The sequence below is a fragment of the Flavobacterium fructosi genome (assembly GCF_042787335.1).
In the GTDB taxonomy this organism is placed as follows: domain Bacteria; phylum Bacteroidota; class Bacteroidia; order Flavobacteriales; family Flavobacteriaceae; genus Flavobacterium; species Flavobacterium fructosi.
On record NZ_JBHZQA010000016.1, the window covers coordinates 14031 to 30381 of the forward strand.

Sequence of the window (16351 nt, forward strand, 5' to 3'; positions counted from 1 at the left end):
TTTGCGAAAAGCAAAAATAAGACATTACATCTAAGAAGTGAAATTTATAGCGTAGTTTTTGGTTTTTTTAAAGGAATTTTTTGTCAAACATGAATGGAAGTAAATTTTTTAGGGATGCGGATTTGTTTACTTCGCCTTCTTCGCCCATAAAGTAAATTTCTATTGGGGTGTCTTGTTTTAATTCATATTCTGCGATAGATTGTCGACAGGAACCGCAGGGAGGAATGGGAGTAGTTGTTTTATTCGTATCTGAAGCGGCAGTAATTGCTATTTTTAAAATTTTTGCTTCCGGATAGACTGATCCAGCATAAAAAATAGCGACTCTTTCAGCACAAAGTCCTGAAGGATAAGCGGCATTTTCTTGATTTGAACCTAGAACAATGTGTCCGTCGTCTAAAAGTATAGCTACGCCAACTCTAAATTTTGAATATGGTGCGTAGGCTTTTTTTCTGATGGCGACGGCTTCTTCCATTAGGCTGTAAACATCTTCTGGTAATTCTTTAGCGGAATCGAAAACTGTGAACTGAGTTGTTATGGAAATTTCTTTCATTCTTTTTTCTGAGGAAAAAAAATCCAAATCTCATCAAGATGAAATTTGGATTTATAGTTATTTAAAATTTTTAATATTACTAATATTCATCGTACTTGTCACCGAAATTAAAAGTAAGGGAGAATCTGAGTGTGTTTTCTAATGGATTTTTGACTTTCGAGGCTGAAAACAAGTACGATACATCCACTTTTACGATGTTGTATTTAAATCCTGCTCCAAGCGAGAAAAACTGACGTGCCCCTTTTTGTGGGCTTTCGTGAAAATATCCCATCCGCATTGCAAATGAATCTTGATATAAATATTCAGCACCTGCGGCATACGTGAATTCTTTTAATTCTTCACTTAAACCATCTGGAGCATCTCCAAACGATTTAAACACACCGGAAACCCATCCGATAGAGCGATAATCCTCAAAATTTTGAGCTCGTTCTTCCGAGGTTACTGTTCCGTCTCCGTTTAAATCTGGATTTTGTGGAGTGGGTACTAATAATTTATTGAATTCCAGGTTTAAAGCTACTTTATTATATTCATCAAAAATGAAATCAAATCCAGTTCCTATTTTTAAATTGGCTGGTAAAAAATTCGTACTAAGCTCTGAATTGTCATAACTTATTTTCGGACCTAAATTCTGGATGTTAAATCCCGCTCTCCATCTTCCGTTAAATTCATTGTAAGCAATTTCTTCAGATTGATAAAAACCGGCAACATCAACAGCAAATGAGCTGGCAGGCGTTGCATCTCCATTCTGATCTGCCACTTTTAAGCTAGAATGAATGTAACGTCCGGCTACTGCCATAGAATAGCGCTCACTCAGTTTTAATGAATAAGAACCGTCAAAAGCAAATTCATTTGGAGAAACGATTCTGGGTACTTCATCAGGATTACCTGTTTCACGAAGTTCGATATTACCTAAACCAAAATAACGTAAGCTTGTAGCAAAGGCACTTCGCTCATTGAGTTTGTTGTAATACGTCAATTGTCCCAGTGAAATATCATTTACCAAGTCAGTAAGGTAAGGAGTGTAGCTCACCGAAAAACCTTGTTTGTCTATTGCAAAGGCATATTTAGCCGGGTTCCACTGTTGTGAAAAGGCATCTGCAGAAGTTGAAACTCCAACATCGGCCATACCTGCAGCTCTTGCATCTGCAGAAACTAATAAAAACGGAACTCCTGTTGTAATAACCCTATCCTGCGCTTTTGCAAGAAAAATTATAAAAAAACAGATAAAAAGTAAAGCTATTTTTTTCATTTTTATATAAAAATTGATTGAACAAATATAATATTTTATTAAAGTATTACAAGTTTTTCGTACTTTTCAGTCTTTTTATTAGTCAAATTAGATTTTACCATAAGTTTATATATGTAAACTCCTTTTCCAATTTTACTTCCAAAATCATCTTTACCATCCCAAGTAATATCTTTAGATAAAAACCCTTCGGTGGTAATGGTTTGATTTTTAGTCCAGACCACTTTTCCCGTTATTGTCATAACTTGAATCTGAACTTCAAGAGCTTCGTAAGGCCTATTGTGTGTAAACCAAAACTCGGTGTAATTGACAAATGGGTTGGGGTAGTTCAATACGTGCGTCAATATTATGTTTTCATCACCAACTACTATGAACTGAATTTCGATTATAATGGGATTGTTATAAACATCCCAAGCTTTGAACGTGATTGTATGTAAGCCTAATGATAAATTATGTAGCGGAAATCGAAGTGTTCCACTAGTATAATCATCTAATGTTGTTTGGTAATAATCGTTTAATATATAAGGATTATTCACATCGCCATCTAATATTGCAACAATATCATGACCTATTCCGCTGGCTGTATTTATGCCATTTTCATCTTCAAGAAAAGCAAGAAGGAAAGGAGATTCATTTGTTGTGCCCCCCGAAACAAAAGTTTCGTCATTCATATATAACTTAACTCTTGGACTAATATTGTCTGCAACTGCATTTTCATTTATTCCGCCCACTTTGATGCTTGTATTATAGCCGGTTTCATTTTCTAAAAATTGATTTTTTTTCGCATAAAAACTGATTTTTCCATTCGCTAATGGAATACGAATGTCTCGGGGAACGACAAAACTAAACTCAAATTTGCCATTTGTAACTGATGCATTTCCTCTAAATATTGTTTCTCCTAATACATTGAAATTTATTGGAGAACTATTGCCGTCATTGTTAAATGTTGTTCTTGCAATGATTTTATCAAAAATAGTTGTGGAAAGTTCACCGTTATAAGTGGTTAATAAATTGTTGTTCTCATCCGTAATTTCTCCTGTCAATTTTATCTTCGATAATGATTTGAAGTCATCAATGGGTTGCGATATTGACATGTCATTAACTTTAGTAAGACTTATTTTTGGTTTTGGGATGGCAAGCATCAAGGCTGGATCGCCTATGTAAAAAACTACATTGGTTGCTGAATTTGGGTTGCTGTTTTTAGCCATTCGCAAAGCTTCGGCAATAGATGTATATTGGTTTGAACCATACGATAATAAGTTTTTGGATAATACATCATTGAAATTTTCGGCACTATATTGCCCTATTGCTCTTATGGTTGTGATCATAGCAATAGCTCCACCTTTTGGGTTCCAATACGTATATTCGCCTGCCGTCGGTCTGGATGGATTGTCAAAACGAGAAAATTCACAAGTTATAGTTATGAATAAGGGGTATTTATATTGATTGCTTAAGTTTTGGCCGTCAGATTTTTCCCAAATGCGTTCGCTGGATAGGCCATCTTCTCCACCATGTCCCAAATAGTTAAATATCAATGCCCCTTTTTCGAAAGCATTAAAAAAGTCAGTTCTTGCTTTTGGATATCGGAAGCCACCAGCGGATGCTTCTTGGATATAAGAATCTAAAAGTATTTTAGTGACGTTCAAAAAAGGTTTTTCTGAAGCAATGCCATCTGCTAAGCTATTTTGTCGGTTCTGTAAACTAGCATCCGATGCTCTATCTGAGTCGTCAGAAACTAGAACAATATTATTCCTCCAGCTACCGTAAGATTTTAAGTCATGGTATTCAATTATTTTATTTACCATTTCGTCAGCTTGCTTGTTATCATTAACAAGCATTCTTCCAACGGCAATATCTATTCCTCCAAAATAAGAAACAATATTTCCTTCGTTTGAATCCATCAATCCATAAAAATCATCAGAAGCAAATGAAGCTTCGCCAGATGTATTACTTTTTAAGGCATGGTATATAGGAACAATATTGGTGTTGTTGACGATTCGGTTTTTAAAATCATAGGAGGCGTCTCCAAAAAGATTTACATATTTTATACGTTTGTCAGGGGATGAGGGATTGTCATAAATATATTTGATGCAATTTCTTATAGCTGAAATATCTTGTTTTCCTGAAGAGAATTCTTGATAAATTGATTCAAGAGAGATTACTTTTACATTCAAATTTGATTTCGAACGATGAAAAACCGCCAATTTTTCTGCTTCACCTGTTAAAAAAGCGGGCGATATAATTACATAGTCAATGTCTTGAAATTGACCTTGAGCATTTTTGAAAATTGTTCCTTTTAAGTTCTGATTAGCAATTTTAGGTTTGCTGCTTTTTAAAGGTGTAAAATAATCTGACGAATCTAGTGCTATGTATTTTCTTAACTCACCCAGATTTGATTTAAAACTAAACGCACTCTGATTTGTGTTTTCAGCTTTTGTTATATTATAGAGGTCTGTTATATCCCATACTTCCGGAATACTTGCAGAATTTGCGATAGAATAAGTTGCAATTCCTAAACTTGCATTTGATAAATCATATTGAAAATGAAATTGCTTTCCATACCCTTGAAGTTTTCTTTTGGCGATAAGCTGAATGTAATCTAGGTATCCTTTTGATCCCGGGACACCATTGTTATTGTAACTTAATTTAATTTTTACATTTTCGGAACTATTAAAAGAGACATTGCTTGGCAGCGATCCGGTATTAAATTCGGTGTCAGAATTGGTGTTTAAAGCAGGAAAATTAATGCTTGCAGTTTCTTGCCCGTTTGCAAATACGGTGAACGATGTAGGAGCAAAAGCTGCCGAAGCGGCTGTAGCCTTTATTTTAATTGCAGAAGATAGCTCGACGTTTGGAAAATTAAACGCAAATTCCTGTTCCTGTTTTATATCAAAGGATTCGCCAAACCATTGCCGACCTAAATGAGCAATGTTTACTTCGTCTATTTCGTGATATTGATGATCGTCAAAAGTGTTTATTGTGATTGTGCTGCTTCCCGTTAGCTGCTTCATTTGGGCTATTCTTTTTCCTTCAGCACCTTCAATGGTTACATAGTAATACGACTTAGTGTCATATAAATTGATATTAGTCTGACTTTCTTCATTCCAAGTATCTAATCCCTCCCCATAAAATAAGATATAATCTTCTTCATTAAATACGCCATCGTTTTCTCCTATAACTTCTATAGCGTTTTCAGTTAAATCTGAAGGATAGTAAGTGTTGTTTGATAATGGGAGCATTTTTCCTCCATTACCATAAATCTTTATTTTTTTTGGATCAATACCACTTGTGGTTAATCCTAACTGTTGTAAGAAACTTTTAGAAATCTTATAGACGCCAGACTTTTCGATGTAAAATTGATACCAATCTCCTGAGGCTAAAACCGAATTAGATAGAGCGCTTATGCTTTTATTGGATTGCGTGATTCGGGAGGAATTACTTTTTGTACTATAAGAAAACGATTTGATCCGCTTGAATCCAAAGTTGTCCTTTACTATCGGCGAAAGCACAAGAAAGGTGAATTTAAGTTCTCGGGCAGTCGTTGTTTTTAAGTAGGCATCAGGTGTTTCGGGTATGCTTTTCGGGTCTAAATCGCCAAGATAAGATGTTGAAATGGGTTCGTAAATAATATTGGTAATTTGAATGTCATTTTTGATTGAAGAACCTAGTTCTGCTATTTTTAAAGAATAAGTTATTGCTTTTTTGGAGACGTCATAATAATAATTTTCACCGATAAATTGAGGAACATTTAGTACGATATCCCCAAAAGGAATTTCTTTTTTTTCTAACCATTCAATGGTAATGTTGCCATTAATTTGGGCAAAAGAGATAAATGGGATTAGAGATAAATAAACTAGAAATGTTTTTCTCATTGTGTTTTTTATCGGGATTGAGAATGAATTATTACGAATCAGTAAAAATAAAAAATTTAGTGTAATTGTAAATAATAAATATTATAAATTTGCGTTTTTGTAATATGATTTTCTGCTAAACTTTATTAAAAAAGCGTTTTGCAAGTTAATGGTTAATTGTTATATTGCGTCACTTTAAAATTATTACCTACTAAAGAGTATGAAACTAAACAAAATTTTGGCCTTTCAATTGATGATGTCAATACTAATGATTGCAGGTTTGGCTAGTTGCAGTAAAAAATCTAGTTCCAAAAATGCTTCAAGAGCCACCGGATGGAATGTTGATGGTAAAAAAGGATCAAGTAGTAAAAAGCAGGAGACTGGACCAGGTTTGGTGTTTGTTGAAGGCGGTACTTTTACCATGGGGAAAGTGCAAGATGATGTAATGCATGATTGGAATAATACGCCAACACAACAACACGTTCAATCTTTTTATATGGACGAAACGGAAGTGACAAACTTCATGTATCTAGAATATTTAGATTGGTTGAAACAAGTCTTTCCCCCTACAGAAGAAAATTATAAAAACATATATGAAGGTGCTTCACCCGATACATTAGTTTGGAGAAATAGATTAGGATATAATGAGACTATGACCAATAATTATTTAAGACATCCATCTTATGCCAATTATCCCGTAGTTGGGGTAAATTGGATTCAAGCAGTTGAATTTAGTAAATGGAGAACAGATCGTGTAAATGAAGCTGTGTTGGAAAAAAATGGTTACCTAAAGAAAAATGCTAAAACACAAGATGTTACAGCAGAAAGTTCTTTTAGTACTGAAACATATTTAAATAGTCCGACATCGACCTATGGTGGTAATGAAGAGATTGTTTTAAAAGGTAAAAAGGGAGCAAGAGCGCCTAAGGCGGGGAAAGATGGTAAAGTAACCGAAGCAAAAAATATTTATGCACAACGTTCTTCTGGAATTATTCTTCCAGAATACAGACTTCCAACTGAAGCAGAATGGGAATATGCAGCTGCAGCAGATGTAGGGCAAAGAGAGTATAATATTTACAAAGGACAGAAAAAATATCCTTGGTCAGGAGATTATACTCGTTCCGGAAAAAGACAAAGTAAGGGAGATCAATTAGCCAATTTCAAGCAAGGAAATGGAGATTATGGTGGTATTGCCGGTTGGTCTGATGATGGTGCTGATATTACTAATGCAGTAAAAAGCTATCCCGCCAATGATTTTGGATTGTATGATATGGCTGGAAATGTAGCCGAATGGGTTCAAGATGTTTACCGACCAATTATTGATAATGAATCTAATGATTTTAATTATTTTAGAGGAAATCAATATACTAAAAATAAAATTGGAGCAGATGGTAAGGTTGAAATCGTTACCAAAGAGAATATGAAATACGATACTTTGAGTAATGGAAGAATCGTCGCTAGAAATTTTCCAGGTCAAATTGCTCAAGTTCCAGTTGATGAGCAAGAAACGTATTTGAGACAAAATTTCGATAAGAGCGATAATATCAATTATAGAGACGGTGATAAGCAGTCTACCAGATATTATAACTTTGGATCTGAATCAGAAACTGAAAAACAGAAAGAAGAAAAAATCATGTACAATTCTCCTAAACACAATGTAACAACAGATAGTTTAGGTAAGATGGTTAGAAAATATGATAAATCAAGCAAAAGAACTACTTTGATAAACGATGAAGTTAGAGTCTATAAAGGTGGATCATGGAGAGATAGAGCCTTTTGGTTAGATCCAGCTCAAAGAAGGTACTTTCCACAGGATATGGCTACCGATTATATCGGATTTAGATGTGCGATGTCTAGAGTCGGTGCTAAATCGGATAAAAAGAAATCAGCAAGAAATTAATTTTTCATAAAATAATAATCAAAGCCCTTTCATTAGGGCTTTTTTTTAAATCAGTTTTAAATGAATATAGCTCGCATTCATAATTTATTTTTAAAGTGTAAATCAGTTTCAATAGATACTCGTAAAATTGAGCCCAATTCCTTATTTGTTGCCATAAAAGGGGAGCGTTTCGATGCCAATACTTTTGTTAAAGAAGCATTACGAAAAGGAGCTTCTTATGTGATAATTGATAATGAAGCATATTTCATTGACCAAAGAACTATTTTAGTTGAAGATAGTTTAGTGGCGTTACAAGAATTAGCGAAGTTTCATCGGGAATATTTAAAATTGCCTATTATTGCTCTTACAGGGAGTAACGGGAAGACAACTACAAAAGAACTTATAGCGGTTGTTTTATCAAAAAAATATAAAATCAAAGCTACCGCTGGCAACTTAAATAACCATATTGGTGTGCCATTGACTTTGCTTTCTTTTAATTCAGAAACGGAGATTGGAATTGTAGAAATGGGTGCCAATCATAAAAAGGAAATTGAATTTCTTTGTGAATTAGCCAAGCCGGATTATGGCTATGTCACTAATTTTGGAAAGGCACACCTAGAAGGATTTGGTGGAGTAGAAGGTGTAATTGAAGGAAAAAGCGAGATGTATCAGTATCTTTTGACGAATGAGAAATTGGCTTTTATAAATTTAGAAGATCCAATTCAAATTGAGAAATCAAAAATATTAAAATCATTTTATTTTGGAATAAATAAAGAAACGGCCGATGTGAATATTACGGAAGTAAAGGCAAACCCCTTTGTGGCAATCAGTTGTTCTGGTTTTACGATTTCATCGCATTTAATAGGTCTTTACAACGCTAATAATATAAATGCCGCGCTAACTATAGGAAAGTATTTTGGTGTAGCGGATTTAGAAATTAAAGTAGCGCTAGAAAGTTATATTCCTGAAAATAATAGATCACAATTAATAAGTAAAGAAACAAACCATATTATTCTAGATGCTTATAATGCTAATCCCAGTAGTATGGCTGTTGCAATAGATAATTTCATACAGTTGGATAATCAAAATAAGATTATGATATTAGGTGATATGTTTGAGTTGGGGCAGGAAAGTCAAAAAGAACATCAAGCAATTATACTAATGCTTTTGAATGAAAATGTAACCAGTTACTTTATTGGTAAAGCATTTTATGATAATAGAATTGATGAGAATAATTTTCGTTTTTATGAGACATTTGATGCCTTTTCAAGTCGTTTAAAAGAAACTAAAATTGAAAACAGCACTATTTTAATAAAGGGTTCTAGGGGAATGGCTTTGGAGCGAACTTTAGATTTCCTGTAGTAACGATTTCATTTCTTTAAGTTTTAAAAGCCATCATTTTAATTTATAATGGCTTTTTTTAGGACGGTACAAATTTAAATACTCATTAAAAAACCAGTGAGATTTTCTTTTTTATGAAGCTCTAGTTTTTTTCGCAATCGGTATCGGGCTAATTCAACACCTCCGCTTGAAATATTCATGATTTCGGCAATTTCTTTCGTGGACATATTCATCAGTAGATAGGTAGATAGATCTAATTCTCGTGGAGAAATTGTTGGATATTTTTCTTTTAATCTTTTTAGAAAATCAAAATGGACGTTCTTAATGTGTTTTTCTAAATCCTTCCAACTTTTGTCCGCATTTACTTCCTTTGTAATACTTCTGTTCAGTTTTGTAAATTGGAATTTAGTTGACTCATCAAAGGATTCTACATTAATATCTTTTAGTTTATAGATAATTCCATTTAGGATTTTATTTTTCTTTACAACCTGCAATGAATTATTAACGAGCTCCTTGTCTTTCGCTAAAATTTTAATTTGAAGCTTGTCATTTTTTAATTTTTCAATTTCTTTTTCTAGGTCGTATTGTTCTTGCCTGATCTTTGATTCTTTTTCTAAATAGAGTCTTCTTTGTTCTACGGTTTCATAGTATTTGTTTTTTCGTATTTTCATTTTTATTCTTTTTCTAATAAAAATTATACATGCAACAATAAATAAAATATAAAAGAAATAGGCTAATAAATACCTGTACCAAGGAGGAGAAATGCTGAAATTCAATATGGTTTGCTCGGATTGTTTACCATAATTAGTTCGGGCTTTTAACTTCATGATATAATCGCCCTCTCTCAAATTGGTGTATTCTTTTGTGGAACTTGCTGACCAATTGCTCCATTGATTGTCAAATCCTTTTAATTGATATGAAAATTCAAGATTCTCAAGATTTTCATACGAAGGCGAGGAAAAATTGAATTTCACATGATTTGAGCTGTATGGAATTGTATAATTCTCCAATGCCTTTTGTCCATTTGCAAAAATAATGGTGTCGCCAGGAAATGAAAAGCCTCTTATATTTGCTTTTGGTTTTGCATCGTAATTGTTTAATAGGTTAGAGTCATAGTGCGCTAATCCATCTGTTAAACCAATGAAAGTATCATTAGGACCAGTAGTATTTATTGATAGATTGTTAGGGACTATATTTCCGGTAAGTTTTGAAAATGGAGCTACGATATTTTTGTAATTATCCATTTTTGTTTTCATTAAGACACCGAGTGATTCACCAAAAATATACCAGATGTTACCGTTCGTGTCTTGTGTAAATGAATTTATTTTGGGGATTTTTGCAAATAAATTACTTATATTTTTATCTTCAAAAAAATGATTTTGATCGTACGAATATCGATAAAAGTGGTTGTTTGTTTGAAAGTAAATCTTGTTTTCCAACTGTTGTATGTTTCCAATTCCTTTTGCTGTTTTCGATAAATTTTGATATGTTTTGATAGATTCGAACCTTTTCAGGTCGTTACTTAATGTCATTCTATAGGCTATATTGTCTTTTTTTATCCAAATATTTTTTCCCTCTAATTCAAATGATCCGGATGACTTTGAAAAACCTTCAATTCTATTTTTAAATTTCCAGCCGTTTGCTGTTTTTTCAAATATTGAAAAACCATTGTAATTTGAGCCAATTAAATAGTTAGGATAATTCGACATTTGCTTAAACTCCCAATAACCTATGTTGTCTAATGTTTTTATAGTTTTTGCACCCGAAATCAATAGCGCTCCTGTGTTGTGTGAACAAAACAATTGGTCGTCAATTACTTGTATGTTCCATGCTTGTCCGGTAGTTCCTTCTACGAGTTTAAAAGTATCTTCTTTGGTTGAATTATTCCAAGAATGATAAAAAACACCTTGATTAGTAGCAACGTAAAGATTTCCTTTATGTAATGCCGTACCATAAACAGTACTTAGATTATAACTAAATCCAAAATAAGTAAAAGGAGAGTTTTCATTCACAAAAGAGATTCCGTTATCAAGGCCTAACCAAAGATTGTTTTTGCTGTCAACAAAAGAGGTGAGAACGGTATTATTTTGCAACCCTTTTGTGCGATTGATATGTTGAATAATTTTCCCATTTAAATCACATACAATTATTCCCTCTAAAACCGAATTGAGTACAATGAATTTATCTCTTATCACTACACCACCAAGTGAGCTATTCTTTCTAATGAAAACATTTGCCTCGGTATCCCAAGGAATCATTTTTTCATTGTCATATATATAAAGACCTTTATTTAAAGTGGCAATTAATAACTTGTTTTCAGGTAAAGGAAAAATACCCCAGATTTCAGTGTTATTTAAAATGGTAGTATTTTTTAGCTGAAATAGTTTTCCGTTTTTGTATTCCAATATTCCCAATGAAATATCTTGTATATAAAGGTGGTTTTTGACTTGAAATGAGAATTGGAATCTTTTAGGAGACTCGAGGATTTTAATTTTTTTGTTTTTAAAGATGTACGTTCTTTCAAATGATAAAAAGATAACTTCGTCATTGTGAATGTGTATTTTCCAGATAAAATCCATCAGTTTCAAATTGGATTTGTTTATCATTTTAGACAAAGAAAAATAAACCAATTTCCCTTTTGAATTAGATTTAAAATAGCCAAATTCATTATAACCTCCCACGAAAATTTTTCCAGAATTATCAATTTTTACACATCGCACAGCTGCAGAGTTTGGGATATTATATTTCCTCCATGAGGAACCGTCAAATTGAAAAAGGCCGCTATTATTAGCAAAATATAAATTGCCGTTTTTATCTTGGTCAATATCCCAATTTTGAGTGCCTCCTTTATAATCGGATCTTTTATAATTTCTAATATCTGGCAGTCCTATGTTTTTGACCTGACTACAGATTGTTGTTGTTATTAATAAAATTAGAAAATGGAATTTTGTAAATCTCATGATTAAAGTCTAAATGTAATGAATTGATTATTATTTAAAAAGACTGCGGTTTCTACTGCTGAAAAATAAGAAGTGCTTGTTTTAATCAGATTTTGATAGAAAAATAGAAGTATTTATATATTCTATAAATGTAGTGGTTTTTTTTTATATTAACATTTTCGTAACAGTATAAAATTAAAATCAAATAATTTATAATAAGGCACTTATGTGAATCTTGATGTGTTTTTGTCAAGTGATAAAAATGACTTTGATGTGTTTTTGTAAGGAAGTATAAATGATAATTATAGAAAAAATAAACGTAATATTGCGGAAAATAAATAATTAATTAACAAAAAAAATTATATTTTTTTTATCTATTCTCAGTTTACGCACAAGTACAAGATGTTAATGTAAGCGGAAATGGGTTACAACTTCACTAGTTGTAGGTTGGGTAGAAACATATAGTTGGTAAAAATAATATAAACACATAATATAATCATGAAAAGAACAGCAACAACAGTAGCATTTTTAGCAGTGTCTTTTTTAGCTCTTGCTCAGCAGAAAAGTAAAATACAATCGAAGCCTTTTTCAACAAAAGATAAAACAGTTATCGTTTACACTACAGCAGATAGTACAAAATTACGACTGACACAAACAGACAAATTAACTTTTACTGCTTCAAAACAACCTCTGGAATACGAAGTGTCCATTTTTGTTGAGCCTAAAAAAACATTCCAAACCTTTATGGGAATTGGAGGCGCAATCACCGATGCAAGTGCTGAGGTTTTTGCAAAATTGACCAAAGAAAAACAACAAGAACTTTTAAATGCTTACTATAATAAAGAAAAAGGAATTGGTTATTCTTTGTTGAGATCTACAATTCATAGTTCGGATTTTAGTAGTGGAAGTTATACCTATATCAAAGATGGTGATGCAACACTAAATTCTTTCAGTATTGACCACGACAGACAGTATCGCATTCCAATGATTAAAGAAGCCATGAAAACTGCTGGCGAAAAATTAACGATTTATGTAACTCCGTGGAGTCCTCCGGCTTTTATGAAAAGTAATAAGAGCATGTTAAAAGGAGGGACATTATTGCCAGAGTATTACCAAGCTTGGGCAAATTATTATGTAAAATTTGTTAAGGCTTATGAAAAAGAAGGAATGCCAATTTGGGGACTTACTATCCAAAATGAACCTATGGCCACTCAAACTTGGGAGTCTTGTGTCTATACTGCTGAAGCCGAAAGAGATTTCTTGAAGAATTTTCTAGGACCAACTATGAAAAAAGAAGGCTTAGGCGATAAAAAAATTGTTGTTTGGGATCACAACCGTGATTTGATGAATCAAAGAGCAAATGTTATTTTTTCTGACCCAGAAGCTTCAAAATATGCTTGGGGAATGGGATTTCATTGGTACGAAAACTGGACAGGCGGAGCACCTATGTTTGATAATGTTAATAAGGTTCATGAAGCATATCCAACTAAAAATTTATTGTTCACAGAAGGATGTGTTGAAAGATTCGATGCCAAAAAATACCAATTTTGGGCAAATGGCGAACGTTACGGAATTGCGATGATTAATGATTTCAATAACGGAACTGTGGGTTGGACGGATTGGAATATCCTTTTAGATCAAAACGGTGGCCCAAATCACGTGGGGAATTTTTGCTTTGCACCAATTCATGCAGATACTAATTCAGGAGAATTAATTTATACTCCGAGTTATTATTATATAGGTCATTTTTCGAAATTCATTCGTCGTGATGCGAAAAGAGTCAGTACAGCTGTGAGCAGAAGCAGTTTGTTAAGTACTTCATTCCTTAATACAAATGGAAAAATGGTTACTGTAGTGATGAACAAAAGCGATAAAAAAGTAACCTATAATTTAATCATAGCTTCAGAAAAAATAGTGGTAGTAATTCCTGCACATGGGATTCAAACATTAGTTTATTAATTTCCAGAACGGTTTGTTTTTAAACACACTTTATGAAAAAAATAGTTTTAATATTTTTTAGTTTGTTATCAATTTCCTCCTTCGGACAAGGGTTTTTACATAGAAATGGCCAAAAAATCGTCGATGGAAATGGGCAGAACGTTGTGTTGCGCGGTTTGGGATTAGGCGGCTGGATGGTTCAAGAAGGCTATATGCTACAAACCGGATCGTTTGCAGGTTCGCAACATGCAATAAAACAGAAAATTACGGATCTAATTGGTGCCAAAAACACTAAAAAATTTTACGAGGCCTATAAAGCAAACGGAATTACAAAAAGAGATATAGATTCATTGGCGGCTTGGGGGTTCAACTCCATTCGATTGCCCATGCATTTCAATTTGTATACATTGCCTATTGAAAAAGAAACCGTTTCAGGGCAGGATACATGGCTGGAAGAAGGTTTTAAAATGACAGATAATTTATTGAAATGGTGTGCTGCCAATAAAATATATTTGATTTTAGATTTACATGCAGCTCCCGGAGGTCAGGGAAAAGATGCTAATATATCCGATTATGATGATTCAAAACCATCACTATGGGAGAGTACAGCGAATCAGGATAAAATGGTGGCGCTTTGGAAAAAGTTGGCTTTACGTTATAAAGATAATCCTTGGATTGGAGCCTATGATATCATCAATGAACCTAATTGGAATTTCACAGGAACGAATCAAAATGGATGTGATGAAAAGTCTAATGCGCCTCTACGAGCGTTGCAAGTCAGAGTTACAAAAGCAATAAGAGCTATTGATACGAATCACTTAATTTTCATAGAGGGAAATTGCTGGGGAAATAATTACAATGGCTTGTTTCCACTTTGGGATGATAATATGGCGTTGAGTTTTCACAAATATTGGAATGATAATGATGTGGCTTCGATACAAAAAATGTTAGATTACAGAACCCAATACAATGTCCCAATTTGGCTGGGTGAAAGTGGTGAAAACTCTAATGTGTGGTTTAAGGAAGCGATCGCTTTAATGGAATCAAATACGATTGGCTGGGCTTTTTGGCCAATGAAAAAAATTGAAAATCTAGCAGGAGTTACATCCGTTACAAAAACACCGGAATACGAGCAATTATTGAAATATTGGGCAAACGGAGGAAAAAAACCAACAGTAGCTTTTGCAAAAAAAGCATTAATGCAAACTGCCGAAAACTTCAAAATGAAAAAACTGACTATCAGGTTCGATGTAATCGATGCGATGTTCAGACAAGTACAAACAACCGATACTAAAAAATACAAAAATCATACTTTGCCCGGAAAAGTATTTGCGACAGAATATGATTTAGGGCAAAACGGATTTGCTTATTTTGATAAAGATGTCGCCAATTATGACGGGACTAAATTTACCAAATGGAACAAAGGTGGCGCCATGAGAAATGATGGTGTTGACATTCAGTCTTGTAATGATAAAATCACGAATGGTTTTCATGTAGCCTTTATTGAAAATGGTGAATGGTTGCAATATACCGTTGAGGTAAAAGCCAAAACTACTTTTGATGTTGCCATTCGGTATTCAAGCGAGGTCGCAGGAGGAAAGCTTTTTCTTAAAGATGAAAACGATAAAATTTCTGAAACTATTGCCATTCCATCTTCTGGAGGGATAAATAATTGGCAAACAGTGACTTTAAAAAATGTAGTTTTGAGAAAAGGAACGAATAAAATCAGAGTCTATTTCGAAAAAGGAAATTTCAATTTAAACTTTTTAGAATTCAAAAACACAAGCGAGTAAAAAAATAAAATCCCATTCCCTGATCTTTGGATTATAGAATAAATGAATTTGATTATAAAATAATACAGCACTTAGAAATGAAAAAAATAGTGATCACAACACTTTTGTTGACCTGCTTTATTGCATTTTCTCAACAAAAAACGATTGACCAAAAAGTGGATGCTTTGCTAAAGCGAATGACGCTCGAAGAGAAAATAGGGCAGCTTAATCAATATACTGGGGACAATACAGCTACCGGACCCATAACCATAAATCCTAATAAACAATCCGAAATTAAAGCGGGTTTAATTGGTTCTATGTTGAATGTTTTGGGAACGCAATACACGAGACAATACCAAGAATTAGCGATGCAATCCCGATTAAAAATTCCTTTACTCTTTGGTCAGGATGTCATTCATGGATATAAAACTACTTTTCCAATTCCATTAGCGGAGGCCGCAAGTTGGGATTTAGATGCGATGGAACTTTCAGCAAGAATTGCTGCAACAGAAGCGGCTGCAAGTGGAATCCATTGGACATTTGCGCCCATGGTGGATATTGCGCGTGATCCTCGTTGGGGACGTGTAATGGAAGGTGCAGGAGAAGATACCTATTTGGGTTCGAGAATTGCTTACGCGAGAGTGAAAGGATTTCAAGGAAAATTGGGAGATGTCAATTCCGTGATGGCTTGTGTTAAGCATTTTGCGGCTTATGGAGCTGCTGTTGAACTAAACCTTCGGTAGCACTTACCGAGATTTTGTACCTTACGAAGATAATTAAAATTCGTAAATTATGACTACAAAAAAAAGCATCCCGATGCGTTAAGAGAAAACAA

The 16351-nt window shown here is 33.6% G+C and carries 8 protein-coding genes and 1 pseudogene; 5 read left to right on the forward strand and 4 right to left on the reverse strand.

From position 1 onward, the window contains the following. Window positions 1-67 precede the first annotated feature (67 nt). The 3 genes from cdd to porU form a co-directional block, all read right to left on the reverse strand. A complete protein-coding gene (gene cdd / locus ACFX5D_RS15515; RefSeq protein ID WP_379859113.1) occupies window positions 68-550 on the reverse strand; it encodes a cytidine deaminase in 483 nt (160 codons plus the stop codon). Between the two features lie 79 nt (window positions 551-629). Further along, window positions 630-1799: a type IX secretion system outer membrane channel protein PorV gene (gene porV / locus ACFX5D_RS15520; protein ID WP_379859114.1), complete on the reverse strand. Its 1170-nt coding sequence runs from the start codon at window positions 1797-1799 to the stop codon at window positions 630-632. A gap of 38 nt (window positions 1800-1837) precedes the next feature. After that, on the reverse strand, window positions 1838-5668 hold the full coding sequence (gene porU, locus ACFX5D_RS15525) for a type IX secretion system sortase PorU (protein ID WP_379859115.1): 3831 nt from the start codon (window positions 5666-5668) through the stop codon (window positions 1838-1840). A 199-nt stretch (window positions 5669-5867) separates the two neighbouring features. Between porU and gldJ the strand changes: the two genes are divergently transcribed. Then, window positions 5868-7547, forward strand: coding sequence for a gliding motility lipoprotein GldJ (gldJ, locus tag ACFX5D_RS15530; protein ID WP_379859116.1), 1680 nt, complete (start codon window positions 5868-5870; stop codon window positions 7545-7547). A gap of 60 nt (window positions 7548-7607) precedes the next feature. Continuing rightward, on the forward strand, window positions 7608-8888 hold the full coding sequence (locus ACFX5D_RS15535) for a UDP-N-acetylmuramoyl-tripeptide--D-alanyl-D-alanine ligase (protein WP_379859118.1): 1281 nt from the start codon (window positions 7608-7610) through the stop codon (window positions 8886-8888). 74 nt (window positions 8889-8962) lie between these two features. On the opposite strand, the gene ACFX5D_RS15540 is transcribed toward ACFX5D_RS15535, so the two are convergent. Continuing rightward, window positions 8963-11827 carry a helix-turn-helix and ligand-binding sensor domain-containing protein gene (locus tag ACFX5D_RS15540; RefSeq protein WP_379859119.1) on the reverse strand — a complete coding sequence of 955 codons (2865 nt, stop codon included), beginning with the start codon at window positions 11825-11827 and terminating at the stop codon, window positions 8963-8965. Window positions 11828-12304: 477 nt separating this feature from the next. Here ACFX5D_RS15540 and ACFX5D_RS15545 point away from each other — a divergent pair, with 477 nt between their 5' ends. The 3 genes and pseudogenes from ACFX5D_RS15545 to ACFX5D_RS15555 all read left to right on the forward strand — a co-directional run. Then, entirely contained in the window at window positions 12305-13765 is a 1461-nt protein-coding gene (locus tag ACFX5D_RS15545; protein ID WP_379859120.1) for a glycoside hydrolase family 30 protein, read from the forward strand. Window positions 13766-13797: 32 nt separating this feature from the next. Continuing rightward, window positions 13798-15537 carry a cellulase family glycosylhydrolase gene (locus ACFX5D_RS15550; protein ID WP_379859121.1) on the forward strand — a complete coding sequence of 580 codons (1740 nt, stop codon included), beginning with the start codon at window positions 13798-13800 and terminating at the stop codon, window positions 15535-15537. A 77-nt stretch (window positions 15538-15614) separates the two neighbouring features. Beyond that, window positions 15615-16238, forward strand: a pseudogene (locus tag ACFX5D_RS15555) (glycoside hydrolase family 3 N-terminal domain-containing protein); the annotation flags it as partial. Window positions 16239-16351: the final 113 nt, after the last annotated feature.

Coding starts and splice junctions, on each gene's coding strand:
- cdd (WP_379859113.1), bottom strand. CDS start 550: ATGAAAGAAATTTCCATAACAACTCAGTTCACAGTTTTCGATTCCGCT.
- porV (WP_379859114.1), bottom strand. CDS start 1,799: ATGAAAAAAATAGCTTTACTTTTTATCTGTTTTTTTATAATTTTTCTT.
- porU (WP_379859115.1), bottom strand. CDS start 5,668: ATGAGAAAAACATTTCTAGTTTATTTATCTCTAATCCCATTTATCTCT.
- gldJ (WP_379859116.1), top strand. CDS start 5,868: ATGAAACTAAACAAAATTTTGGCCTTTCAATTGATGATGTCAATACTA.
- ACFX5D_RS15535 (WP_379859118.1), top strand. CDS start 7,608: ATGAATATAGCTCGCATTCATAATTTATTTTTAAAGTGTAAATCAGTT.
- ACFX5D_RS15540 (WP_379859119.1), bottom strand. CDS start 11,827: ATGAGATTTACAAAATTCCATTTTCTAATTTTATTAATAACAACAACA.
- ACFX5D_RS15545 (WP_379859120.1), top strand. CDS start 12,305: ATGAAAAGAACAGCAACAACAGTAGCATTTTTAGCAGTGTCTTTTTTA.
- ACFX5D_RS15550 (WP_379859121.1), top strand. CDS start 13,798: ATGAAAAAAATAGTTTTAATATTTTTTAGTTTGTTATCAATTTCCTCC.